The sequence below is a fragment of the Blastococcus sp. TF02-09 genome (genome assembly GCF_003319105.1).
Lineage (GTDB): Bacteria > Actinomycetota > Actinomycetes > Mycobacteriales > Geodermatophilaceae > Blastococcus.
In genome coordinates this window covers 263,408-286,678 of the sequence record NZ_QOHH01000005.1, presented here as the reverse complement: position 1 = coordinate 286,678, position 23,271 = coordinate 263,408, and the positions used below count along the sequence as shown (strand labels likewise).

Genomic DNA, 23,271 nt, shown 5'->3' with positions numbered 1-23,271 from the left:
GTGATCCGAGTGACCCGCCTGAACGGGGAGCAGTTCGCGCTCAACCCCGACCTCATCGAGCGGGTCGAGGCTCACCCCGACACCGTCGTGTTCCTCGCGGACGGCACCCGGTACGTCGTCAAGGAGACCGTGGACGAGGTGATCCGGGAGATCCTCGAGTACCGCGCGGGGATCCTCGCGACCTCCTACGAGATGGACCGCGGCGAGTACCGCCCCGACCGGCCCGAGCTGGCCGGCGTCTCCTCCGTCGTGCCCTTCCCGGGCAGCGAGGAGCGCTGACCGATGGATCCGGTGACCCTGCTGGGCTTCGGCGTCTCCGTCGTCGCCCTGTTCGTCTTCATGACCCTCGAGGGCGTCTCCCCGGGGGCGCTGATCTTCCTGCCGGCGATCGTCCTCGTCGTCATCGCGACCTTCGGTGCGGCCATCGCCAGCCAGACGATGGCCGACCTCAAGAAGATGCCCGCCTGGTTCAAGATGGCCCTGATCCCGAGCAAGGTCCCGGCGCCCACCGAGCAGATCCAGACGCTGGTGAGCCTCGCCGAGAAGGCCCGCAAGGAGGGCCTGCTGGCGCTGGAGGCCCAGGTGAAGGCCATCGAGGACCCGTTCCTCAAGCGCGGCCTGCAGATGGGCATCGACGGCACCGACCCCGAGGAGCTGCGGACCGTCCTGGAGAGCGAGATCTCGGCCAAGAAGGCCGAGGACAAGGTCGCCGCCAAGTTCATGAACGCCATGGGCGGCTACGCGCCGACCATCGGCATCCTCGGCTGCATCGTCGGCCTGATGAACGTGATGGCCAACCTGCAGAACCCTGACCTGCTCGGCCCGATGGTCTCCGCGGCGTTCATCGCCACCCTGTGGGGCGTCATGGCCGCCAACTTCTGGTTCCTGCCGATGGGCGCCAAGATCCTCCGGGTCAGCGAGCTGCAGGCCGCCCAGATGGAGCTGCTCGTCGAGGGCATCGCCGAGATCCAGGCGGGCACCAGCCCGCGCGCGGTCCGCCAGAAGCTCAACGCACTCATCCCGCCGAGCGAGCTGGCCAAGGAAGCAGCGTGAGTGCCGGCCACGGCGGCGGCCGGCGGAAGAAGCACGAGGAGCACGAGGAGCACGAGAACCACGAACGGTGGCTGGTCTCCGCGTTCGACATGATGACGCTGCTCTTCGTGCTGTTCGTCGTGCTCTTCGCGATGAGCAAGGTGGACGAGCAGAAGTTCGCCGCCCTGGCCAAGGGTCTCGCCGAGAGCTTCGGCGGGCCCATCACCGTCAGCCCCGGGCCCACCCCCGAGGGATCGGTCCTCGACGGCCTGCCCGGCGCCGTCGACATCGCCTCGGCCATCCCCTCGGACCCGACCGTGTCCGAGGCCGAGGTCGACCAGGCGGCCGCCACCGCGGCCGCCGAGCGCGCCCAGCGGGTGGCCAACGAGGCGCAGGGCGCCTACGACGAGCTCGCCGCGGCCCGCGACCAGCTGGCGGCCGCGCTGGCCGAGGCCGGCTACCCCGACGCCGCGCGGTTCGAGATCGACGAGCGCGGCCTGGTGGTGCACATCGTCGCCGACGCCGTGCTCTTCGACGCCGAGGAGGCGGTGCTGCGGCCCGAGGGCAGGGCGATCCTCTCCGCGGTCGCCCCCACGCTGACCGGGCTGCCCAACGTGATGCGGGTGGAGGGCCACGCCAACCACCTGCCCGTCACCCGCGGCGGCCGGTGGCCGTCGAACTGGGAGCTGTCGGGCTGGCGGGCGAGCACGGTGCTGCGGTACCTGAGCTCCGACGGCGTGCCCGAGGACCGGATGTCCGCTGCCGGCTACTCGTCCACGAAGCCGCTGGTGCCCATCTCCGACCCCGCGGCGATCACCGTCAACCGCCGCGTCGACGTCGTCGTCCTCTCGACCGCCTCGGCGGAGGCCAACGCGCTGCTGCCGGGCATCGACTCCGCCACCACCGGCACCCCGCCGGCCGACGCGGCACCCGCCGGCGCCGCCACCCAGGACACCACGCACGAGGAGGGTCACTCATGAGCAAGGACAAGGACACGTCGGCCGAGACCGACGAGGACGCCCCGAAGGGCAAGAAGAAGCTCTTCCTCATCATCGGCGTGGCCGTGCTGGCGATCGCCGGGGCGGCGTACTTCTTCGTGTTCTCCGGCGGCGAGGCCGAGGCGGCGGCGCCGGAGCACGGCGGCTACACCGCGCTGGAGCCCATCGCGGTCAACCTGGCCGGCGGTGGCTACCTGAAGATCGGCATCACCCTGGACTACACGCTGGCCGCCGCGGGTGGTGGCCACGGCGGCGGCGGTGTCGACGGCGCCAAGGCCTACGACGCGATCATCTCCACGTTCTCGCAGGCCAAGCCGGCCGACGTGATCGGTGCGCGCGAGGTCCTCAAGGAAGCGCTGGAGCAGAAGATCATCGAGGCGTACACCGAGCACGAGGTGCCCTACGTGATGGGCATCTACTACACCGAGTACGTCACGCAGTAACCCCGCGGCACCGCCAGGGCAGAAGTGGACAGCCCTGCCCTGGTGGTGCTGTCGGATGCGCGGCCCCGAGCACCGCGCACGACCGTCCCTCCGGTCACCCGCGCACCGCCCGCACTACCGTTCACAGCTCTCCCGTCCGCCGTCGGCCGGCCCCGGATCCCCGGTCAGGGTGCCCGCAGTCCCCGCCGATGAATGTCTCCGTGACCACCCCCGAGACCGGCCCGGCCCCCCGCGCGGGCGGCGCCCAGGCCCCGGCGGCGGCACCGGCCGGAGGTACCCGTAGCCGCCGCGGCGAGCCCCGCACCTACGACTTCCGCCGGCCCACGAAGCTCTCCCGCGAGCACGTCCGGGTCATGCAGATCGCGCAGGAGGCCTTCGCCCGCCAGGCGACGACGATCCTCACCACGTTCCTGCGGACCGGCGCCCGGCTGGAGCTGCGCAGCATCGAGCAGTTCTCCTACGACGACTACGTCCAGACGCTGCCCGACCCGGTCTTCATCACGACGTTCACGCTCGAGCCGCTGGCCGGCAAGGGCCTGATCGCCTATCCGCTGGACATCGCGATGGCGGTCGTCGACCACATGCTCGGCGGGTCCGGTGCGGCCGCACAGCCCACCCGGCCGATGACGGCGATGGAGACCTCCATCACCACCCACCTGCTCGAGCGCCTGCTGCACGAGTTCGCCGCCTCGTTCGCCGGCATCACCCAGCTCCAGCCGGCGATGGCGGGCTTCGAGTACAACCCGCAGCTGGCCCAGGCCGCCGCGGGCTCCGACACGGTCATGGTCGCGAACTTCACGATGGCCGTGGGCAGCCGCGAGGGCGACGCCACGCTGGTCCTGCCCTTCTCCTCCTTCGCCCAGGCGCTGAACAACGCGGCCTCCCCGCAGCTGTCGGAGTCCGCGCTGCTCAAGCGCAAGAAGGCGGCCGAGGCACTGGCCGCCCGCCTCAACCTGGTGCCCGTGGACGTCAGCGTGCGGTTCGCGCCGCTCACGGTGTCCTCGTCCGACCTGCTCTCCCTCGCCGTCGGCGACGTCCTCCTGCTGCGCCACCCGCGCGACAGCCCGCTCGAGGTCACCACCAACGACGTGACGTTCGCCTACGCGATCGCCAGCAACCACCGCCGGCGACTGGCCGCCTCGATCGTTCCCACCCCGCACGCTGCCGTGAAGGACACCGCATGAGCACCGACAGCTCCCAGGACTCCCAGACCGTCACCGCCGTGGTGGCCGCCGCGGCCCGCGCCGCCGCGACCCTGGTCCCCGCCACGACCCAGCTGGTCGCCGGCGCACCGGTCAGCGACCCCGACACCGTCCCGCTGCCTCCGGGTGCGGCCTCGGCCGTCGCGGCCGGCCTGTCCGGCGAGGTCACCGGCGACGTCGTGCTGGTCGTCTCGGCCGACGTCGTCGAGGCGCTGAGCAACTCCCCCGTCGGCAAGATGGACGTCGCCGCGGCGCTGCGCCCGGCCCTGGAGGCCGCCGCGGCCACCCTCGGGCGGGTCCGCGTCGCGTCCGAGCGGCTCGAGGAGCCGGTCGCCGCCCTCGACGGGCTGCGCGACAAGGGCATGTTCGTCGCCGTCCCCCTCATGGCCGACGGCGAGCACCAGGCCACCTTCGCGCTGCAGGTGAACCTGCCCGCCGCCCGCGGCCAGGGCGGCAGCCTGGAGCTGCTGCGGCACGTGGCCATGGAGGTCACGGTCGAGATCGGCCGGACCCGGATGACCGTGCAGGAGCTGCTCTCGCTGCACCCCGGCGAGGTCGTCGAGCTCGACCGCGCCGCCAGCGCGCCGGCCGACCTGCTGGTCAACGGCACCCTCATCGCCCGCGGCGAGGTCGTCGTCGTCGACGAGGACTTCGGCCTGCGCATCAGCGAGATCGTCAGCGACGCCGCCGAGCTGGGGGCTACAGCGTGAGCGAGCTTGCGAGCTCCGCCATGAACAGAGCACGTCTCGGCACGACGTCGCCGAGCGCCAGCGAGGTGTCGTCGTGACGTGGATGATCATCCGGCTGATCCTGTCGCTGGCCTTCATCGGCGGGGTGCTGCTGTTCGCGGCGCGGCTGGCCAAGAAGCGCGGCCTGGGTCAGGGCAACGGCCTGATCGAGGTCGTGGCCCGCCACCGGCTGGGGCGCGCGAGCACCCTCAACGTCGTCCGGATCGCCGACGTCGTCCTGGTCGTGGGCGCCACCGAGGAGCAGGTCACCCTGCTCGCCGAGCTCGACTCCGACAGCGTCGACGACGCGCTGCACGAGCGGACCCCGGCCCGGCAGCTGCCGGCCGCCACGTACGACGACGACCTGGAGCACGACGACCTCGGGCGCCACCACGACGCCGCGGGCCGGCACCACGACGACCTCGAGCCGCGCCACGAGCTCGACCGCGCCCCGCGGCGGGTCCGCCCCTCCGGCGGCGCGCTCGCCGGCTCGGTCCTGGACCGCCAGGGCTGGGGCACCCTCGTCGACCAGATGCGCGAGCGGACGGTCCGCCGGCCATGACCTCCCTGCTCCGGCGGCGCGCGACGGTGGTGCTGCTGCTGACCCTGCTGTCGGCCGTCGCCGCCGTCCTGCTGGCCGGCCCGGCCGCCGCCGCACCCACCGCCCCGACGGCGCCCACCGAGCCGGTCGTCCCCGGCATCGGCGGGGCCGACGGCGGCGTGGACATCTCCATCGGCGGCGGGTCCGCGAGCACCTCGATCACGCTCATCCTGGCGATCACCGTGCTGTCGGTGGCGCCGTCGGTGCTGCTGCTCGCCACGTCCTTCACCAAGATCATCGTCGTCCTGGGCATCACCCGGAACGCGCTGGGGCTGCCGACGTCGCCGCCGAACCAGGTGCTCACCGGCCTGGCGCTGTTCCTCACGCTGTTCGTGATGGGCCCGGTCCTCGGCGACATCAACGAGGTCGCGGTGCAGCCCTACATGGACGGCGCGATCACGACCTCCCAGGCCTACGACGCCGGCGTCGTCCCGCTGCGCGAGTTCCTGCTGGGCAACACCCGCGAGGACGAGCTGAAGCTGATGATCGGCCTCTCCGGCGAGGAGGCGCCCGCGAACGCCGAGGAGGTCAGCATGACCACGCTGATCCCGGCCTTCGTGCTCTCCGAGCTCAAGAGCGCCTTCATCATCGGGCTGGTCATCTTCATCCCGTTCCTGGTGCTCGACATGCTGATCAGCGCCTCGCTCATGTCGATGGGCATGATGATGGTCCCGCCGACCATCGTCTCGCTGCCCTTCAAGCTGCTGCTGTTCGTGGTGGTCGACGGCTGGTCGCTGATCACCACCGCGCTCGTCGGCTCGTACGGGGGTGGCTGATCGATGAGCGACGCCGACGTCACCGAGATCGCGACCGAGACCATGATGGTCGCGGCCAAGGTCGCCGCGCCGATCCTGCTGACGGCGCTGCTGGTGGGCTTCGTGATCTCGCTGTTCCAGGCAGCGACCCAGATCCAGGAGCCGACGCTGTCCTTCGTCCCCAAGATGATCGCCGTCGCCGTGGCGCTGCTGATCACCGGGAACTGGGTGCTGGCCTCGCTGGTGGACTTCACCCACCACCTGTTCGACCAGCTGCCCCGACTGCTCGACCGGACCTGAGCCATGGACCTCTCGGTCCCCGCCGTCACCCTGGCCGCCCTCCTGCTCGGCACCGCCCGGGCGGCCGGGTTCGTGTTCATGGCCCCGCCGTTCAACTCCCGGACCATCCCCGCGCCGGTCAAGGGTGCGCTGGCGATGGCGCTGTCGCTGCTGCTCTCGACGCAGATCGCGCCCACGCTGGCCGAGCCGACCGCCGGGTTCCTGGTCGTCGCCGCGGTCACCGAGGTGGTCATCGGCGCGGCCCTCGGCTTCGTCGTCCAGGTGCTGTTCACCGCCGTCCAGCTGGCCGGTGACCTGATCGACGTGACCGGCGGTTTCTCGCTGCAGCCGGCCTACGACCCGCTGGCGATGACCCAGAACGCCACGATCGGCCGGCTGCACTACCTGCTCGCGATCACCCTGCTGTTCACCAGCGGTGGGCACCTGCTCATGGTCAAGGGGTTCGCGACCTCGTACCAGGGGCTGCCCGTCGGCGGCGAGGTCCCGGCCGACCAGCTCGGTGCGGTGCTGCTCCAGGCGGTCTCGATGATGTTCCTGGCCGCGCTGCAGATCGCCGGGCCGATGGTCGCCGTGCTGCTGCTGGCCGACGTCGCCCTGGCGCTGCTCAGCCGGGCCGCGCCCGCGCTCAACATCTTCTCCTTCGGCTTCCCCGTGAAGATCATGCTGACGCTGGTCATGCTCGGGCTGACCTTCCCGCTGCTCCCCTCGGCCCTCGACGGGCTGATGGAGCACGGGTACCAGGCCATGACGTCGCTCCGGAGCGGCTGACCCGTGACGGTGACCCGTGGCTAAGGACGGTCCCGGCGGTGAGAAGACCGAGAAGCCCACTCCGCAGCGCCTGAAGAAGGCGCGCAAGGAGGGGCAGATCCCGCGGACCCAGGAGCTCGGCACCTGGCTCGGCATGGCGGCGGCCAGCGTGCTGCTGCCGATGATCGCCAGCCGCGGGTTCGCCGAGGTCCAGGAGCTGTTCCTGCAGATCAGGGCCGTGAGCGACGAGCCCGAGATCTCGGCGGTGATCGCGCTGCTCGGGCAGGCGCTGACCGCGTTCCTCACCACGCTGCTGCCGCTCGCCCTGGCGCTCATGGTCGTCGGCGTGCTGGGGTCGGCCGCCCAGGGTGGGGTCACCTTCGCGACCAAGGGCATGAAGCCGACGCTGAAGAAGTTCAACCCCGCGACCGGCCTCAAGCGCATGTTCGGCACCCAGGGTCTCTGGGAGGTGGTCAAGGCGCTGATCAAGACGGTGGCGCTCGGCACCGTCGTCGTCATCACCAGCGACCGGGCGCAGACGCTGGTCTCCGCGGCCGGGGCGATGCCGCTGTCGGGGGTGGTCGACGTCTTCGTCGACTCGGCGATCCTCATGTTCCGCGTGGTCGCGATGACCGGTCTGGTCATCGCCGTCGCCGACTACGTCGTCGTGCGCCAGAAGATGATGAAGCAGCTCAAGATGAGCCGGTACGAGATCACCCAGGAGCACAAGCAGTCCGACGGCGACCCGCACATGAAGGCCCACCGCCGGGGCGTGGCGCTGTCGATGTCGCGGAACCGGATGATGGCCGACGTCGCCGAGGCCGACGTGCTGCTGGTCAACCCCACCCACGTCGCCGTGGCGCTGAAGTACGAGGCCGCGAAGGGGGCACCGCGCGTCGTGGCCAAGGGCGCCGGCGAGGTCGCGGCCAGGCTGCGCGAGATCGCCGCCGAGAACCGGGTGCCGATGGTGCAGGACATCCCGCTGGCCCGTGCGCTGCACAGCTCCTGCGAGCTGGGGCAGGAGGTGCCGCCGCAGCTGTTCACCGCCGTCGCGCGGGTGCTGGCGTTCGTCATGCACCTGGGGGCGAAGGGGGTGCGCGGCGGCATGCACCGTCCCGGCTTCGAGGCCCCGGACATCACCGGCCTGCCCAAGGCGGGCCGCCGCCGCGTCGCCGCGCCCGCCGCCTGACGCGGCGGTACCGGCAGCGCCCGAGGCTGCCGATGAAGCAGAGCGTGAACCAGCCCGCGTCGTCCGCACCCGCTTCCCCGGTGGTGGGCGCGTGAAGGGCATCGGCAAGGCCGCGGTCCCGATCGGCGTCGTCGCGATCGTCCTGATGCTGGTCGTGCCCATGCCGGCCGCGCTGATGGACCTGCTGATCGGGCTTAACCTCGCGCTGTCGCTGCTCATCCTGCTGGTGGCCATGCAGATCCGGCGGCCGCTGGACTTCGCGGTCTTCCCGTCGCTGCTGCTGATCGCGACGCTGTTCCGGCTGGCGCTGAACGTCTCCTCGACGCGGCTGGTGCTCACCGACGGCTACGCGGGCAAGGTGATCGAGGCCTTCGGCCACATCGTCATCGCCGGCTCGCTGGTCGTCGGTCTGGTGATCTTCGTGATCCTCACCGTGGTGCAGTTCGTCGTCATCACCAACGGTGCCGGTCGCGTGGCCGAGGTGGGTGCCCGCTTCACCCTCGACGCGATGCCCGGCAAGCAGATGGCCATCGACGCCGACCTCAACGCCGGCCTCATCGACGAGGCCACGGCCCGCAAGCGCCGCCACGAGGTCACCGCCGAGGCCGACTTCTACGGCTCGATGGACGGCGCCTCGAAGTTCGTCAAGGGCGACGCGATCGCCGGCATCGTCGTGACGCTGGTGAACCTCATCGGCGGGTTCGCCATCGGCGTCATGCAGCGCGGCATGGCCCCCGCCGAGGCGGTCTCGACCTACTCGCTGCTGACCGTCGGCGACGCCCTGGTCTCGATGATCCCGGCGCTGCTGATGTCCACCGCGACCGGCATCATCGTCACCCGGTCCGCGACCGAGGGCGACATGGGCACCGACCTCATCGCCCAGCTCGGCCGGTTCAAGCAGCCGGTCCGGATCGCCGGCGGCGCCGCGCTCGCCTTGTGCCTGATCCCCGGCCTGCCCAAGCTGCCGTTCCTGCTCGTCGGCGGCCTGTTCCTGTTCATGGCCAGCCGCATGACCGACGCGCCGGAGGTCGACGAGGCCGCCGAGGCCGCGGCGGCCGCCGCCGACGCCGAGCCGCAGCCGGACAGCCACGAGGCGATCGTGGAGAAGATGCGGGTGGACCCGCTGGAGCTCGAGGTGGCCTACGACCTGGTGGAGCTCGTCGACACCGCCCGCGGCGGCGACCTGCTCGACCGCGTCAAGGCGCTGCGCCGCAAGGTCGCCATGGAGACCGGCCTGGTCATCCCGCTCGTGCGCACCCGCGACAACCTGGACCTCCAGGGCTCCCAGTACGTCATCTGGCTCAACGGCGTCCCCGCGGCCAAGGGCATCTCCCCCGCCGGCACCGTGCTCGCCATCGGTGACAACCTCGAGGGGCTGCCGGGCAAGGCCACCCGCGAGCCGGTGTTCGGGCTGGCCGCCAAGTGGGTGCCCGTCGAGCTGCAGCGCGCCGCCGAGATGGCCGGCGCCACCGTCGTCGACCGCTCCTCGGTCATCACTACGCACCTGGCCGAGGTGGTCCGCCAGAACGCCGCCGACCTGCTCGGGCGCGAGGACGTGCGCCTGCTCGTGGAGATGATCCGGCGCACGCACCCCGTCGTCGTCGAGGAACTGACCCCCGCGCTGCTGAGCCTGGGAGAGGTGCAACGCGTGTTGCACGCGTTGCTCGAGGAGGGTGTGTCGATCCGGGACCTGGTCCGCATCTTCGAGGCACTCTCTGTGCGTGCGAAGCAGTCGACCGACCTCGACGGACTGGTCGAGGCCGCGCGCGCCGCACTCGGCTCGGCGATCAGCCACCCGTACGTGACGCCCGACGAGCGGCTGCACGTGTTCACCCTCGAGCCCGGCTTCGAGCAGCGGCTCCTGGAGTCGGTCCGGCAGACCGAGGGCGGCGCTGTGCTGGCCCTGGACGCCGGCACCGTCGACGCCCTGGTCGTCGGGTGCAGCGGGCTGCTCGAGGACGCCGAGCGGCAGGGCCTGTCCCCCGTGCTGGTCTGCTCGCCGCAGGTCCGGCCCGCCCTGGCCCGGCTGATGCGCCAGGTCCTGCCCCGGCTGCCGGTGATCTCCTACTCCGAGGTCTCCCGTACAGCACAGATCGAGTCGCTGGGAGTGGTGAGCGGTGCCGTTGCGATCCGTTGAGGCTGCCACCCGCGACGACGCCATCGCGGCCGCGCGCGAGCAGTTCGGCCCGGCCGCCCGCGTCGTCGGGGTCCGTCGCGTCCGCTCGGGCGGGGTGCTCGGGTTCTTCGCGACCGAGCGCTACGTCGCCGAGGTGGCACCCGACCCCTTCGGCGCCCCGGTCCTGCCCGCGGCCGCCCCGGCGCGGCCGGCGGGTGCGCTGACCGAGGACCCCGACACGGGGAGGCTCGCCGCGTTCGGCTCCCCGCTGGCCTCGGCCGCGCCGGCCCGGGCGCGCACGGCTCCGTCGCGCAACGGCGCCGCCGCGTGGGCCGCCGAGGCCGCCCGGCCCGAGCGGCGCGCCGAGGTCCCGGCTCCCCGGCCCCGCCCCGCCGACGACGAGCGCGTCGACGAGCTCGCCGGGCTCCTGGGCCTGACGGCCGCACCGGCCGCCGCCCAGCAGCGCAGCACCCCGGCCACCGGGTCCCGGCCCGGGGTCGCACCGGCCACCTTCCCGCGAGCCACGCGGGAAGCCGCGCGGCCGTCGCCCGAGGTGCCCGGTGCGGACGACGCGGCGGACCTCGACGACGCCCCCTCCCCCTTCACCGCCGCGCTCGCGCGGATGGTGGCCGGCGACCGCGACGTGCAGCACGCGGTGCGCGAGGCGCTGGAGACAGCGGAGACGACCCGGCCGGGGGCCGAGCGCCCCCAGCCGGATCCCGACCCGGAATCAGAGCCCGAGCCCGAGCTCGGAGCCGGACGAACGATGAAGCCAGCGGTGTGGTCGCGCGCGACCCGCCAGAAGGAGGAAACGGTGGGAGACCAGGTCATCGCGCCGCCCTCCACGTCGGTCGACGAGCGGACGGAGTCGCCCTCCTGGGCCGACGAGCTGACGCTCTCCGACGAGGCGTTCGCGAGCGAGTTCGCCGCGGACGGGTTCGGCGCAGCCGAGGCTCCCGAGGCGGACGCCGTCGTGGCCGAGGCGCCGGTGGACGAGCTCCCCGGGGTCGAGGGATTCCTGGACGAGGTGGTCGTGGACGAGGAGCCCGCCGCGGCCCCCCTGCCGGTCTCCCGCGAGGAGGCGATCGCCGAGGTGCTGCGCGCGGCCCTGGCCGAGGGGCACTCGGACGACGCCCTGGCCGGCATCCTGCGCCGCGTGGTGGCCGGTGACGCACCCCAGGCCGATCCGGTCGAGCCCTCCGCGGTGAGCGTCGAGCCCACCGTCGAGGCGCCCGCGCTCCTCGTGGAGGAGGCCCCTGCGCCCGTCGTCCCCGAGGTGGCGGCACCCGTGGTCGCCGAGCGCTCCGTGAGCACGGACCTCTTCGGTCCCCTGCCTTTCACCCCGGCGCCCGTCCCGGCCGCGCCTGCCGCGGTCCCGTCGGCCTCCACCGGGCTCTGGGGCGAGGTGGTCACCGCCCCCGCGGCGACCGCCCCGGCCGAGACCCCCGACGAGCCGATCGCGCCGTCCGCCCCGGTCGAGGAGTTCCGCACCTCGCTGTTCGGCCCGGCCGCTCCCGAGGAGGAGCCCACCGACGAGGTGGCCGCCGACGAGGTGCCCGCCGCCGTGGAGGACGCCCCGGTCGCGGAGACCGCCATCGTCGAGGACGTCGTCGAAGACACCGTCGAGGACGCCACCACCGAGGACGCCGGCTCCGCCGCGGAGCTCGAGGTCGCGCCGCTGCTCGCCCGCACCGCCAGCGACCCCGCGCCCGTCGGGCGGTCGATGACGATGGACGAGACCTCGGTGATGCCGCCCCTGTCCCTGCTGCCCGGGTCGCCGTCCCGTGGCCGGGGGCTGCCGCCGGTCCCGCCGCGCACCGGCCGGCCGCCCGTGCCGCCGTCGCAGTCGCGCGTCCCCGCGGCGCCGTCGCCGGAGGCCGGTTCCCCGTCCGCCCGCGGTGCCGACGACGCCCCGGCGTCCCCTCGCACCACCGAGCTGCTCGCCACGGTGACCCGGCTGCCCGTCGGTCCGCTGATGGCCGACCCCGAGACGCCGGACATGCCCGAGCTGGCCGACCTCGCCGACCTCATCGAGGCCGACGGATCGGGTCTGCTGGACGCCCCCGAGCTGCCCGCCGCCGTCCCGGCACGACCCTCGCGGGTGCGCATCGCCCCGCCGAGCACGCCGGCCGAGGTGGTCTCGCGGCTGTCCGCGCTCGGTGTCCCGGCCGAGCTGCTCGGCCCGGCCTTCACCGCGGACGTCGCTGCCGACGGTATCTACGCCGCGCTCACCCGGGCGCTCGGGCAGCACCTGCCGGAGCCTCCCGAGCTGCCGACCGGTGCGGGTGACGTGCTGTTCGTCGTGGGTCCGGGCGTCGAGACCCTGCGCGCCGCCCGCTCGCTCGCCGCGACGATGCGCCTGGACCCCGACCGGGTGCAGTGGGCGACCCGCGGTGACCTGGTGGGCCTGTCCCCCGAGACCAGCCGGATGAGCACCGTCGACGCCGCGCTGCGCCGCCGGCAGGACGCCGCCACGTCGGGCAGCGTCACCATCGTCGCCGTCGACGCGCCGCTGCGCTCCGACGCGTACTGGATGGCGCAGATGCTGGCCATCTGGACGCCCGTCGCGGTCTGGGCGGTCGTGGAGGCCACCCGCAAGCCCGAGGACATCGAGCACTGGCTCGACGGCCTGGCCCGCGTGGACGCGCTCATCGTGCAGGACACCGACCTGTCGGCCGACCCGGCCGTCGTGCTGGCGGACCTCGCGACCCCGGTCGCCGTCGTCGACGGTCTGCGCGCCACCCCGCACCGGTGGGCCTCGGTCCTGTGCGAGCGGCTGGAGAGCGCGCCGGCATGAACCCGCTGCGCTGGGACGTGCTCCTCGTCGGGTTCGTGCTGGCGCTCCCGGTGCTCGCACTCGGGCTCCGGGGCGACCTCACCGCCGACGAGGTGATGATCCGGGTGCTGTGGTGCCTGGCCGCCGGCTGGGGTGCGGTGGCGCTGCTGCGGCTGGCCAGCGCTCCGCGCACTCCGGCCCGCGCGACAACGGACGCCCCCGAGGGTCCCGACACGCAGCCCACGGAGGCCGAACCCGCCGCCTGACCCGCGGGCGTTCGTCCCGCCCGCCCGCCCCCTCGGGTGTTCTTCCCGCTCCTGGGGTTCTGCAGCACCCCAGGAGCGGGAGAACCGCCCCAGAGGCAGCTGTCCACAGGTGCGCCCCGCATCCACCGGTTCTCTCGGCGGCGTCGTCGGTGCCCCGCCGCGGGCCAGCGTGTCGGGATGACGACCTCCCAGGACGGGCCTTCCTCCCTCCACCTCCGCCGCGACGCGGTCCGCGACGGGTGGTCCGACGACGAGCTCGGTCGGCTCGTCCGGTCGGGGGAGCTCACCCGGCTGCGTCGCGGGGCCTACGTCAACGCCGTCCTGCCCCCGGATCCGGCGGAGCGACACCGGCTGCTCGTCGTGGCGACGCTCGCCGGCCTCCGGCGGGACGCCGTGGTGAGCCACCAGTCGGCCGCCGTGCTGCACGGGCTGCCGCTGTGGGACGTGCCGCTGGACCGCGTACACGTCACCCGCCGCCCGCCCGCCTCGAACGACACCGGCCGGGTCCTGCGGTGCCACGTCGCCCGCCTCCGCGACGACGAGATCGGGGAGGTCGACGGCCTCCGGGTCACCTCGCTGGTGCGCACGGCCCTCGACCTGGCGCGGTCGCTGCCGCACGAGGCCGCGGTGGTCACCCTGGACGCGGTGCTCCGCCAGGGACGGCTGCACCGCGACGTACTGCGTGCCCGGCTGTTCGACCTCGCAGGTGCACCCGGCAGCCGGGCGGCGGCGCGGGCGGTCGACTTCGCGGACGGCCGCAGCGAGAGCGTCGGCGAGTCACGCAGCCGGGTCGTGCTGCACCGCTGGGGCGTCGGCCCCTCGACGCTGCAGTTCGAGGTCCGCGGCGAGGGCGGGCTGCTCGTCGCGCGGACCGACTTCGCCTGGGAGGAGCACGGCCTGGTCGGCGAGTTCGACGGGCGGGTGAAGTACGGCCGGCTCCTGCGACCGGGCCAGGACCCGGGGGAGGCCGTGTTCGAGGAGAAGCGCCGCGAGGACGCCGTCCGGGACGAGGGACTGGGCATGACGCGCTGGGTGTGGGCCGACCTGGCGGCGGGGCACCGGCTGGCCGCGCGGGTGCGCCGGGCGCAGGAACGGTCCCGGCGGTGAGGCGCTCCTCGGGTGTTCCTCGCGCTCAGGGGGCCCTGCCGGATCCCCTGAGCGCGAAGAACACCCCAGCAGTGCGGGTCAGAGCGGGAGGTCCTCCAGCATCTCCGTGACCAGGGCCGCGATCGGCGAGCGCTCCGAGCGGGTCAGGGTGACGTGCGCGAACAGCGGGTGCCCCTTGAGGTTCTCCACCACGGCCGCGATGCCGTCGTGCCGGCCCACCCGCAGGTTGTCCCGCTGGGCGACGTCGTGGGTGAGCACCACCCGCGACCCGGCACCCAGCCGCGACAGCACGGTCAGCAGCACGCCGCGCTCCAGCGACTGGGCCTCGTCCACGATGACGAAAGAGTCGTGCAGCGAGCGCCCGCGGATGTGCGTCAGCGGCAGCACCTCGATGAGCCCGCGGTCGGCGATCTCGTCCAGCACCGCCGACGAGACCAGCGCGCCGAGGGTGTCGTAGACCGCCTGCGCCCAGGGCGACATCTTCTCGTTCTCGCTGCCCGGCAGGTAGCCCAGCTCCTGGCCACCGACGGCGTACAGCGGCCGGAAGATGACCACCTTCTTGTGCGCCCGGCGCTCCATCACCGACTCCAGCCCCGCGCACAGCGCCAGCGCCGACTTGCCGGTGCCCGCCCGCCCGCCGAGGGAGACGATGCCGATCTCCGGGTCCAGCAGCAGGTCGAGGGCCACCCGCTGCTCGGCGGAGCGGCCGTGCAGCCCGAACGCCTCGCGGTCGCCGCGCACCAGCCGCACGTGCTTGTCCGGCAGCACCCGCCCCAGCGCCGACCCGCGCGAGGAGAGCAGCACCAGCCCGGTGTGCGTGGGCAGCTCCGCGGCCGCCGGCAGGAACGCCTGGCCGCTCTCGTACAGCTCGTCGATCTCGGCGTCGTCCACCGGGATCTCGGCCATGCCGGTCCAGCCGGTGTCGACGGCGTCCTGCGCGCGGTACTCGTCGGTCGCCAGACCCACCGCGGCCGCCTTGACCCGCAGCGGCACGTCCTTGGTGATCAGGCAGACGTCGCGGCCCTCGGCGCGCAGGTTGAGCGCGACGACCATGATCCGGCTGTCGTTGCTGTCGTTGCGGAAACCGGCCGGGAGGACCGACGGGTCGCTGTGGTTGAGCTCCACGTGCAGGGTTCCGCCGGACTCCCCCACCGGCACCGGCGCGTCGAGCCGGCCGTGACGGACGCGCAGGTCGTCGAGCATCCGCAGCGACTGGCGGGCGAACCAGCCCAGCTCGGGGTGGTCGCGCTTGCCCTCGAGCTCACCGATGACGACGAGCGGGAGCACCACGTCGGAGTCGCCGAACCGCAGCAGGGCCCCGGGGTCGGCGAGCAGGACGGAGGTGTCGAGGACGTACGTGCGGCGAGTATTCACGTGTCGGCTCCCCAGGGGCGCACAGCGCGCCCCGTTCAGTGGCGGCCGGGCCCCGGCTCGGAGGCCGGGTGCCGGCCCCCCTGGTCGACGAAGTCGTTCGACACCTGCCGGGCCTCCCGTGCACGACCCGGGACGCTCCGGGCCGAGCACCTGCGACGGTAGGACCGACCACCGACGAAAGCGCCGTGACCACCCCGAAGGGAACACAACGTTCACCTGGGCGGGTCACATCTGCCACGCCCATCCCACCCTCCGCGACGGGGTGGACGGCTCAGCGGGGCCGGCGCCGTCCCCACTCGTCGAACTCGGACGGGCGGCGCAGCGCCGGGCGCTCCACGGTGTCGGTGCGTTCCGCCGGGCGCAGTCCGGGCGGCGCGTCCCAGTAGGACGGCGCGTCGTCGTCCCACGGGTCGTCGTCCCAGGAGTCGGGCTCGTCGCCGTACCGGTCGTCGGCCGCCCGGCGCCGGGGACGCGACGCGACCAGCGCCCACAGCAGCGGCACGGCCAGCACCGGCCACTGCACCGACGGCTCCCCCAGCCACAGCATCCCGGCGACGAGGAAGACCGCCAGCCAGCCCGCCGTCCACAGGCCGAGCACCCGGGCGCGCTGCGGGTCGCGACGGGACACGGCGCTCAGGCCGCCACGAGCTCGCCGGCGACGGCGGCCGGGGTCAGTGGCTCGTCGAGCAGCCGGAGGAAGCGGTCGGCGGCCGGCTGGTCGGCCGGGCGGGCGTCCAGCCACCGCGACAGGAGCCCGTAGCCCTCGACGTAGGTGGAGATGTAGGCGCGCCACAGCGGGTCGGTGAGGAAGCGGATCTGCTGGCGGGCCCGGTCCCCGGCGACCAGCGACCAGCGCTGGAGGTAGGCCGCCACCTCGTCGACGTCGGCGCCGCGGTCGTGCAGCAGGATCGCCGCGTCCTGCCGCACCCGGTTCAGCGGCGCCGCCGCGGCGGCGATCCGCTCGGCGAGGTGCCCGTCGAAGCGCAGGCCGAGGTCGCCGAGGATCTCCGCTCCCCACGGTCCCCACCCGTCGCCGATGGCCGCCTCGACGCCGAGATCGGCCAGGCCCTCGGCCATGAGGCACTCGGGGGTGTTGACGAGGAAGACGGTGTGCTCGGCCCGGCCCGACCGCTCGACCAGCCCGCGCTCCTTGCGGCAGTGCTCGGTGTGGTGGCCCGGATAGGACTCGTGGGCGACGAGGTGCGCCAGCTGGGAGAGCCGGTGCGGCAGGTCGGCGTTGATCGCCACGCGCGAGCGGTAGCCGCCCTCGTAGTAGTTGAAGCCCGACCACGGCTTGTCGGTGACCACCTCGTACCGCACGGTCTCGGCCTCCGGCAGGCCGTACTGCCCGCGAACCCGGTCGCGCAGCGCGCTGGACAGCGCGTGGACGGCGGCCTCCAGCAACGCCTTCGGGCACTCCTCGCGACGGCGGTGCGCGGCGTACCGGTCGGTGAGCGATCCCCCGCCGGGCAGCAGCCCGTCCAGCTCGGCGTGCGCCGCGGCGTAGTCGGCCTCGTCCCCCAGGGTCACGTCCACCTGGAAGTAGCGCGACACCTCCTCCACGAAGCCCACCGGTTCGCCGCTCAGCTTCCGGGCGCTGCACTCCAGGCCGGTCAGCTGACCGCGCAGGAACTCGGTCCGGTCGGCGGCCAGGTCGGCGGACTCGAGCTCGCGGAGGAGCTGGCGGGCGCGGTCGCGCAGCTGCTGCGGGGTGGGCGCCGGCTCGTCCTCCACCTGCGCCCGGATGCGCGGGTCTCCGGTGTAGGCGTCGACGAAGCCGGGCTCGAGGCGGTCGAAGCGCAGCCCCAGCCGCACGTACTCGGCGGGCAGGTCGAGCGCTCCTCCGGTCATGCGGGCAGTCTTGCAGCCGCCGGCTACTCGCCGAAGCGGCGGTGCCGGGCGGAGTAGTCGCGCAGGGCGCGCAGGAAGTCCACCCGGCGGAAGTCGGGCCAGTAGACGTCGGTGAAGTGGAACTCGGCGTTCGCGGTCTGCCACAGCAGGAAGCCGGAGATGCGTTGCTCGCCGCTGGTGCGGATGACCAGGTCGCAGTCGGGCTGGCCGCGCGTGTAGAGGTGCTCGGCGATGTGCTCGACCTCGAGCACGTCGACCAGGTCCTCCAGGGAGGTGCCCCGGGCGGCGTGCTCGGCCAGCAGCGAGCGGACCGCGTCGGCGATCTCCCGCCGTCCGCCGTACCCGACGGCCAGGTTCACCGTCGCCCCCGGCCGGTCCCGGGTGTCCTCCTCGGCCTGCTTGAGGACGGCGACGGTCTCCGGCGGCAGCACCTCGGGCGCGCCCACGGCGTTGACCTTCCACCGGCGGCCCGGGCCGGACAGGTCGACGGCGACGTCCTCGATGATCCGCAGCAGCGCGCTGAGCTCGGGCTCGGGACGGCGCAGGTTGTCCGTGGAGAGCATGAACAGGGTGACCACCTGCACGCCGGCGTCGTCGCACCAGCCCAGCAGGTCGACGATCTTGCTGGCACCGCGGCGGTGGCCGTGGGCCACGTCCTCCAGCCCGATCGAGCGGGCCCAGCGGCGGTTGCCGTCCATGATCACGCCGACGTGGCGGGGGATGTCGGCCCCGACCAGGGCACGGGCCAGGCGGCGCTCGTAGACGCGGGTCAGGGCGTCCCGGACACTGCGCCGCACCCCCACGAGCGTCACCCTAGGCCCCCCCGATCCACCCGGCAGGAGCCGGGACCGCATGCCTGGCAGGAAGCTCACAGGGTGTCCGGGTGCCGCCGAAGCTACGGCTCCGTAACCTCGGAGCATGAGCCTTCCCGACCGCCCCGCACGCGAGACCGTCCGGGTGGAGGCCGACAGCGCGGAGATCGAGGCACCGCGCCAGGAGGCGGTCACCGCCGTCCTCGACGAGGGCGAGCGGGTCGAGCGGGCGTGGACCGCCGAGGACTTCGCCGACAAGGACTGGACCCACCCCGACACCCGGCCCCGCATGCGTGGCTGGCTGCACCTGTTCTCGTTCTTCGGCGCGATCGTCGCGGGGGCCGTGCTCATCCCGCTGGCCTACGTCGAGAGCGTGCGCGCGGGCCTCTCGGTCACCCTCTACTGTCTGACGATCTGCGGGCTCTTCGGCGTGAGCGCCCTGTATCACCGCCGCCGCTGGTCACCGCGCGGCTGGCGGATCATGAAGCGGCTCGACCACTCGATGATCTTCCTGTTCATCGCCGGGACGTACACGCCCTTCGCGCTGCTCGCCGTCGACGAGGTCACCGGCTTCTGGGTGCTGGCGGTCGTGTGGATCGGCGCGCTGGCCGGGGTGACGCTGAAGATGACCTGGCCGACGGCGCCGCGCTGGGTGGGGGTGCCGCTCTACATCGCCCTGGGCTGGGTGGCGGTCTTCGTGCTGACCGACATCCTGCACTTCGCCGGGGTCGCCTCGCTCGTGCTGCTGGCGGCCGGCGGCGTGCTCTACACCCTCGGTGGGCTCGCCTACGCCCTCAAGAAGCCCAACCCGTGGCCCGGCACGTTCGGCTACCACGAGGTGTTCCACGCGATGACCGTCGTGGCGGCGATCTGCCACTACATCGCGGTCTACTTCGCGATGTACAAGTCCCCGCTCACCTGAGCCGCACCCCTCAGGGGGTCGGCTCCGGCGCAGGAGCAGGGAGCGGCTGCACCGGCGTCGGGCTCGACGGCGACGACGGAGCGGCCGGGGTCGGCGCGGCAGGAGTCGGCGAGTCGGTGCCGGGCGTCGTCCACACCGGGTTGCCGAACTCGTCGTACTCGAGCACCCGCTGCTGCTGGGGGAAGGAGTTGGCCGGCGCCGGCGGGTCGGTCTCCAGCCGTTGCACCTCCACGCCGTCGAAGGTGTAGGTCCCCACGTTGTCGATCGGGCGACCGTCCTGGTCGTAGAGCAGCACCCCGCTCAGCGGCTCACCCGTCGAGGAGTACGGGTGGATGTTGGTGATCGGCGTCCCGTCGTCGTGGGCGAGCGCGGTCGGGCCCGGGTCGGGGGCGGAGTACGCCATGGCGGGCTCCGGCTCGTCGGCCACCGCCATCAGGGCCACCAGGGTGCACAGCGCCAGCGCGCCGTTCACCAGCACCCCCACCCGCTGGTCACCGTGCTCCGGTGACCGCCGGGCCCGCAGCCCGAGGCGGACCGACCAGGTGATCGCCGCGCCGGTCACCACCAGGCCGACCAGCGGGTTCAGCCCCAGCGACGGCACCGGGAACGAGGTGGACCCGAAGAGGACGGCGTCCAGGGCGATCAGCGGGGCCCACGCGCGCAGCACCCACCAGGCCGGCCGGAGCTCGGGCAGGAAGTTCCGGACCGCCGCGTACTGGGGCGAAGCCGTCAGCCGGTCGAAGCGGGCGGAGACACCGGCGCGCCAGGGCGCGTCCGCCGGGACCGCGGGGTCGCCGGCATCGGCCAGACCGGCCGCCCGGCGCAGCTCCGCCGCGTACTCGGCAGGCGGACCCAGACGGACAGCCAGCGGTTCGCCGCCCTCTGCCGCCACCTCGACGAGGTGCCCCTCGAGGTCCTCGAGCAGCTCGGCCAGCCGCTCCGCCGGGACGTCGGCCAGCGCCGAGCGCACCTGCGCGGCGTAGGCGCGGACCTCGACGTCGGGCTCGACGTGCTCCGGAGCGGTCATGCCGCCACCTCCGTCCGCGCGGCCAGCAGGGCCGCCATCGTGTCGGCGAACCCGGACCAGGTCTTCGCCGAGCTCTCGAGCTCGGCGCGCCCCGACGCGTTCAGGCCGTAGTACTTGCGCTGCGGGCCCTCCACCGAGGGGACGACGTAGGAGGTCAGGTGCCCGGCCGCGAACAGCCGCCGCAGCGTGCCGTAGACCGAGGCGTCGGCGACGTCGTCCAGACCAGCGGCGCGCAGCCGCCGGACGACGTCGTAGCCGTAGCCGTCCTCGTCGTCGAGGACGGCGAGGACCGCGAGGTCCAGCACCCCTTTGAGCAGTTGCGTGGTGTCCATGGCGCACCTCCCGGGTTGGTGCAGCGCACGGTACTGCTCAGTGCGGAGTAGTGCACGTACGGGAGGACCCGCCGTGTCGCGCGAGGCGGCTCAGCTGAAGGGCGGGCGGTCGTCCAGGCGCACCGAGAGCCGGCCGGCGGTCCGCCAGAGCCGGGCGGTGAGGTCGCGGTCGGCGTCGGTGACCAGGTTCCCCATGACGCGCAGCGCCACGGTCATGAGCGGGCGCGACCGCATGCCCACGGGACCGGCGGCGGGCAGGAACCTCGGGATGGTGAGCAGCCCGGCCAGCCGGCGGGCGATGGAGAACGCCTCGCCGTAGTGCCGCCGCAGGGTCGTCGGCCAGGCCGCCGACCAGTCGGGCTCGTCGAGGAGCGCCGCGATCGAGCGCCCGGTCTCCAGCCCGTAGTCGATCCCCTCGCCGTTGAGCGGGTTCACGCAGCCGGCGGCGTCGCCGATCAGCGCCCAGTTGCGCCCGGCCACACCCGACACCGCGCCGCCCATGGGGAGCAGTGCCGAAGCCGGCAGCCGGACGTCGCCCTCGATCCCCCACTCGGCGCGGCGGGCGTCGGTGTACTTCTCGAGCAGCGGTTTGAGCTGCACCCCGGCGGGACGGCGGGCGGTCGCCAGCGTGCCGACGCCGATGTTCACCTCACCGGCGTCCGCGCCCAGCGGGAAGATCCACCCGTAGCCGGAGAGCAGCTCGCCGTCGACGCCGCGCAGCTCCAGGTGCGAGGAGATCCACTCGTCGTCGCTGCGACTGGAGCGCACGTACCCGCGCGCGGCCACCCCGTAGGCGGTGTCGCGGTGCCACGCGCGGCCGAGCACCCGGCCCAGCGGAGAGCGCACGCCGTCGGCGACGACGAGCCGCTGGCAGGCGACGGTCGACCGCTCGCCGTCGGAGTGCTCGAACACCACGGCCCGCACCCGGTCACCGTCCCGCTCGACGTCGACGGCACGGGCGCCGTCCACCGCGGTCGCGCCGGAGTCCGTGGCGACCTGGCGGATGCGCGCGTCCAGCTCGGTGCGCGGCACCGCGCTGCCGTGGTCGGGGAGGTCTCCCCCGGGCCAGGGCAGCTGCCACTCCCGCCCGAAGCCGGCCGCCCGCAGGCCGCGGTTGCGGGCGCGGCTGCACGACCAGTCGCCCAGCCCGAGCCGGTCGAGCTCGGCGACGGCGCGGGGCGTCAGGCCGTCGCCACAGGTCTTGTCGCGGGGGAAGACGGCGGCGTCGGCGAGGACGACGTCGCGACCGGCCCGGGCCGCCCAGGCCGCGGCCGCGGAGCCGGCCGGCCCGGCTCCGACCACGAGGACGTCGGTCGAGGCGGGGACGGCGCTGGCTGGCACGACCCCAGTGTCCCTGGTCGCCCGGATCGGCCCGACACCCGCTCAGCCGAACAGGGGAAACGCCTCCGCCCGCACGCCCAGCTCGGCGCGGTCCTCGTCGCTCAGCGGCTCCCGCCCGGTGCTCCGGCGGGCCGCGGTGGCGTCGTCCCAGCGGGCCGACAGGGGCCCGCCGGCCAGCCCCTCCAGCACCCGGCGCACCTCCGCCAGGACGTCGGCAGCCGGGCCCGGGCGGTCCAGGTGCGCGACCAGGTCGAGGTGGTGCACGGCGGCCTCGACCACGAGCGTGGACAGCAGCTGGTCCACCTCCAGCACCCAGCCCTGGGTGCGGACCCGCTCCCCCGCCGGGACCCGCCCGGCCGCCACCAGGACGGCGGCGGTGGTCTCGGCGTAGTCCTCGACTAGGTCGGCGAATGCGACGGCGGTGCTCGCGACGGCCCGGCTGCGGCGCAGCGCCTCGTCGTTGCCCGGCTCCGGCGGCTCCCAGGCCCGCCAGTACGTGACGGCGTCCCGATCGGCCGGCCCGGGCGCCGGGGTGGCGAGGCCGACGAGGGCCCGCCGCGCGTCGCCGAGCAGGTGGAAGGCCAGGTCGTGCACCGCCCACCCCCGGCAGCCGGTCGGCGCCCACTCCTCGCCGTCCGTGGCCAGGGCCTGGAACAGCTCGGAGAGATCGGCGTAGACGGTGCGGAGCAGCTGCTGGGGGGCGGTCACCGGCGCAGCCTGGCAGATCAGCCCGCCTGCGGACCCCGGGCGCGGACCTCCTCCACCGAAGCCATCGCCTGGCGGAGCTCGGCCAGCCACTCCTCGGCGTTGCGGCCCACGAGTCGAACCGCCCAGACCAGCGCCTCGGACCGGGACCGGGCGACCCCGGCGTCCACGAGGGTGTCCAGCACCAGCCGCTCGGGCTGCCGGAGCCGGGTCATGACCGGCATGGACAGCGTGGTGAACAGCTCGCGAGTGTCCCCGCAGGCCGCCCCCCAGGCGACCGACCGGCCGTAGCGCTGCTGGGCGGCGTCCGCGACGGCCATCCGCTCGCGGCGGGTGTCCTCGCGGAAGCGCGCGATGCGCCCGGCCTGCGCGGCGGCGGCGTCGCCCTCCCCCGCGGCGGGCTCGGGCAGCGTGCCCACCACGGTGATCTCGTCTCGGTCGATGATCAGCTCGACCGGCTCGGTGAACCAGCCGTCGGGCAGCCGCCCGGCGAACCAGCCGGCGACCTCGCCGCGCTCCACGGGGGGTGGGGCGTCCTGTCCACGGCCCCCGGGACCGCGACCCCGGCCGCGACGGAAGCCGGCTCCGAAGTCGGCATCGGCGAATCGATGTGCGTGCATGACAGCCTCCGATGGAGTGGTGATTAC

At 73.8% G+C, this 23,271-nt stretch carries 25 protein-coding genes; 16 read left to right on the top strand and 9 right to left on the bottom strand.

The annotated features are described in order from the left end of the window. The 15 genes from DQ239_RS10220 (at nt 1) to DQ239_RS10150 (ending at nt 14,260) form a co-directional block, all read left to right on the top strand. Complete coding sequence (locus tag DQ239_RS10220) at nt 1-279, top strand: flagellar FlbD family protein (protein ID WP_113834288.1); 279 nt, start codon at nt 1-3, stop codon at nt 277-279. A gap of 3 nt (nt 280-282) precedes the next feature. Next, a complete protein-coding gene (locus tag DQ239_RS10215; RefSeq protein WP_113834287.1) occupies nt 283-1,053 on the top strand; it encodes a MotA/TolQ/ExbB proton channel family protein in 771 nt (256 codons plus the stop codon). Beyond that, the gene (locus DQ239_RS10210) at nt 1,050-2,012 is read left to right on the top strand and encodes a flagellar motor protein MotB (protein WP_113834286.1); all 963 of its coding nucleotides are present in this window, start codon (nt 1,050-1,052) and stop codon (nt 2,010-2,012) included. The genes DQ239_RS10215 and DQ239_RS10210 overlap by 4 nt, the downstream gene beginning before the upstream one ends. Further along, on the top strand, nt 2,009-2,473 hold the full coding sequence (locus DQ239_RS10205; RefSeq protein ID WP_113834285.1) for a flagellar basal body-associated FliL family protein: 465 nt from the start codon (nt 2,009-2,011) through the stop codon (nt 2,471-2,473). The genes DQ239_RS10210 and DQ239_RS10205 overlap by 4 nt, the downstream gene beginning before the upstream one ends. Before the next feature lie 200 nt (nt 2,474-2,673). After that, nucleotides 2,674-3,657, top strand: coding sequence for a flagellar motor switch protein FliM (locus DQ239_RS10200; RefSeq protein WP_233489031.1), 984 nt, complete (start codon nt 2,674-2,676; stop codon nt 3,655-3,657). Further along, entirely contained in the window at nt 3,654-4,385 is a 732-nt protein-coding gene (gene fliN, locus DQ239_RS10195; RefSeq protein WP_113834283.1) for a flagellar motor switch protein FliN, read from the top strand. The genes DQ239_RS10200 and fliN overlap by 4 nt, the downstream gene beginning before the upstream one ends. Nucleotides 4,386-4,467: 82 nt before the next feature. Continuing rightward, a complete protein-coding gene (locus tag DQ239_RS10190; RefSeq protein ID WP_113834339.1) occupies nt 4,468-4,965 on the top strand; it encodes a flagellar biosynthetic protein FliO in 498 nt (165 codons plus the stop codon). Then, entirely contained in the window at nt 4,962-5,780 is an 819-nt protein-coding gene (fliP, locus tag DQ239_RS10185; protein ID WP_113834282.1) for a flagellar type III secretion system pore protein FliP, read from the top strand. Before DQ239_RS10190 ends, fliP begins: the two co-directional genes overlap by 4 nt. A gap of 3 nt (nt 5,781-5,783) precedes the next feature. After that, nucleotides 5,784-6,059, top strand: coding sequence for a flagellar biosynthesis protein FliQ (gene fliQ, locus DQ239_RS10180; RefSeq protein ID WP_091764650.1), 276 nt, complete (start codon nt 5,784-5,786; stop codon nt 6,057-6,059). Nucleotides 6,060-6,062: 3 nt separating this feature from the next. Continuing rightward, nucleotides 6,063-6,827, top strand: a complete 765-nt coding sequence (gene fliR / locus DQ239_RS10175) for a flagellar biosynthetic protein FliR (protein WP_113834281.1) — start codon at nt 6,063-6,065, stop codon at nt 6,825-6,827. A gap of 16 nt (nt 6,828-6,843) precedes the next feature. Beyond that, entirely contained in the window at nt 6,844-7,995 is a 1,152-nt protein-coding gene (locus tag DQ239_RS10170) for an EscU/YscU/HrcU family type III secretion system export apparatus switch protein (RefSeq protein ID WP_113834280.1), read from the top strand. Between the two features lie 91 nt (nt 7,996-8,086). Next, entirely contained in the window at nt 8,087-10,132 is a 2,046-nt protein-coding gene (gene flhA / locus DQ239_RS10165; protein WP_113834279.1) for a flagellar biosynthesis protein FlhA, read from the top strand. Next, entirely contained in the window at nt 10,119-12,908 is a 2,790-nt protein-coding gene (locus DQ239_RS10160; RefSeq protein ID WP_147252068.1) for a hypothetical protein, read from the top strand. Before flhA ends, DQ239_RS10160 begins: the two co-directional genes overlap by 14 nt. Then, nucleotides 12,905-13,153, top strand: coding sequence for a hypothetical protein (locus DQ239_RS10155; RefSeq protein ID WP_113834277.1), 249 nt, complete (start codon nt 12,905-12,907; stop codon nt 13,151-13,153). The genes DQ239_RS10160 and DQ239_RS10155 overlap by 4 nt, the downstream gene beginning before the upstream one ends. Before the next feature lie 177 nt (nt 13,154-13,330). Then, complete coding sequence (locus tag DQ239_RS10150; protein ID WP_113834276.1) at nt 13,331-14,260, top strand: type IV toxin-antitoxin system AbiEi family antitoxin domain-containing protein; 930 nt, start codon at nt 13,331-13,333, stop codon at nt 14,258-14,260. Between the two features lie 78 nt (nt 14,261-14,338). Here the strand turns inward: DQ239_RS10150 and DQ239_RS10145 are convergent, their stop codons facing one another. The 4 genes from DQ239_RS10145 to DQ239_RS10130 all read right to left on the bottom strand — a co-directional run bounded on the left by DQ239_RS10145 (nt 14,339) and on the right by DQ239_RS10130 (nt 18,282). After that, complete coding sequence (locus tag DQ239_RS10145; RefSeq protein ID WP_113834275.1) at nt 14,339-15,634, bottom strand: PhoH family protein; 1,296 nt, start codon at nt 15,632-15,634, stop codon at nt 14,339-14,341. A gap of 271 nt (nt 15,635-15,905) precedes the next feature. Continuing rightward, the gene (locus tag DQ239_RS10140; RefSeq protein WP_113834274.1) at nt 15,906-16,262 is read right to left on the bottom strand and encodes a hypothetical protein; all 357 of its coding nucleotides are present in this window, start codon (nt 16,260-16,262) and stop codon (nt 15,906-15,908) included. 5 nt (nt 16,263-16,267) lie between these two features. Next, on the bottom strand, nt 16,268-17,485 hold the full coding sequence (locus tag DQ239_RS10135) for a DUF885 domain-containing protein (protein ID WP_113834273.1): 1,218 nt from the start codon (nt 17,483-17,485) through the stop codon (nt 16,268-16,270). A 23-nt stretch (nt 17,486-17,508) separates the two neighbouring features. Next, on the bottom strand, nt 17,509-18,282 hold the full coding sequence (locus DQ239_RS10130; RefSeq protein WP_255411211.1) for an isoprenyl transferase: 774 nt from the start codon (nt 18,280-18,282) through the stop codon (nt 17,509-17,511). Between the two features lie 121 nt (nt 18,283-18,403). Between DQ239_RS10130 and DQ239_RS10125 the strand changes: the two genes are divergently transcribed. After that, on the top strand, nt 18,404-19,219 hold the full coding sequence (locus DQ239_RS10125) for a hemolysin III family protein (protein ID WP_113834272.1): 816 nt from the start codon (nt 18,404-18,406) through the stop codon (nt 19,217-19,219). A gap of 10 nt (nt 19,220-19,229) precedes the next feature. On the opposite strand, the gene DQ239_RS10120 is transcribed toward DQ239_RS10125, so the two are convergent. From DQ239_RS10120 to DQ239_RS10100, 5 genes are all read right to left on the bottom strand, one after another. Further along, complete coding sequence (locus DQ239_RS10120; RefSeq protein ID WP_113834271.1) at nt 19,230-20,246, bottom strand: hypothetical protein; 1,017 nt, start codon at nt 20,244-20,246, stop codon at nt 19,230-19,232. Further along, nucleotides 20,243-20,578, bottom strand: a complete 336-nt coding sequence (locus tag DQ239_RS10115; RefSeq protein ID WP_113834270.1) for a PadR family transcriptional regulator — start codon at nt 20,576-20,578, stop codon at nt 20,243-20,245. Before DQ239_RS10115 ends, DQ239_RS10120 begins: the two co-directional genes overlap by 4 nt. Before the next feature lie 90 nt (nt 20,579-20,668). Then, a complete protein-coding gene (locus tag DQ239_RS10110) occupies nt 20,669-21,919 on the bottom strand; it encodes a geranylgeranyl reductase family protein (RefSeq protein WP_113834269.1) in 1,251 nt (416 codons plus the stop codon). A 42-nt stretch (nt 21,920-21,961) separates the two neighbouring features. Continuing rightward, complete coding sequence (locus DQ239_RS21285; RefSeq protein ID WP_199582847.1) at nt 21,962-22,627, bottom strand: maleylpyruvate isomerase N-terminal domain-containing protein; 666 nt, start codon at nt 22,625-22,627, stop codon at nt 21,962-21,964. Nucleotides 22,628-22,644: 17 nt separating this feature from the next. Then, entirely contained in the window at nt 22,645-23,145 is a 501-nt protein-coding gene (locus DQ239_RS10100; RefSeq protein WP_304542633.1) for a hypothetical protein, read from the bottom strand. Nucleotides 23,146-23,271: the final 126 nt, after the last annotated feature.

What these genes read in the sequence shown, in the direction of transcription:
- DQ239_RS10215 (WP_113834287.1), top strand. Translation starts at nt 283, where the DNA reads ATGGATCCGGTGACCCTGCTGGGCTTCGGCGTCTCCGTCGTCGCCCTG.
- DQ239_RS10205 (WP_113834285.1), top strand. Translation starts at nt 2,009, where the DNA reads ATGAGCAAGGACAAGGACACGTCGGCCGAGACCGACGAGGACGCCCCG.
- fliN (WP_113834283.1), top strand. Translation starts at nt 3,654, where the DNA reads ATGAGCACCGACAGCTCCCAGGACTCCCAGACCGTCACCGCCGTGGTG.
- DQ239_RS10190 (WP_113834339.1), top strand. Translation starts at nt 4,468, where the DNA reads ATGATCATCCGGCTGATCCTGTCGCTGGCCTTCATCGGCGGGGTGCTG.
- fliP (WP_113834282.1), top strand. Translation starts at nt 4,962, where the DNA reads ATGACCTCCCTGCTCCGGCGGCGCGCGACGGTGGTGCTGCTGCTGACC.
- fliQ (WP_091764650.1), top strand. Translation starts at nt 5,784, where the DNA reads ATGAGCGACGCCGACGTCACCGAGATCGCGACCGAGACCATGATGGTC.
- fliR (WP_113834281.1), top strand. Translation starts at nt 6,063, where the DNA reads ATGGACCTCTCGGTCCCCGCCGTCACCCTGGCCGCCCTCCTGCTCGGC.
- DQ239_RS10155 (WP_113834277.1), top strand. Translation starts at nt 12,905, where the DNA reads ATGAACCCGCTGCGCTGGGACGTGCTCCTCGTCGGGTTCGTGCTGGCG.
- DQ239_RS10150 (WP_113834276.1), top strand. Translation starts at nt 13,331, where the DNA reads ATGACGACCTCCCAGGACGGGCCTTCCTCCCTCCACCTCCGCCGCGAC.
- DQ239_RS10135 (WP_113834273.1), bottom strand. Translation starts at nt 17,485, where the DNA reads ATGACCGGAGGAGCGCTCGACCTGCCCGCCGAGTACGTGCGGCTGGGG.
- DQ239_RS10125 (WP_113834272.1), top strand. Translation starts at nt 18,404, where the DNA reads ATGAGCCTTCCCGACCGCCCCGCACGCGAGACCGTCCGGGTGGAGGCC.
- DQ239_RS10120 (WP_113834271.1), bottom strand. Translation starts at nt 20,246, where the DNA reads ATGACCGCTCCGGAGCACGTCGAGCCCGACGTCGAGGTCCGCGCCTAC.
- DQ239_RS10115 (WP_113834270.1), bottom strand. Translation starts at nt 20,578, where the DNA reads ATGGACACCACGCAACTGCTCAAAGGGGTGCTGGACCTCGCGGTCCTC.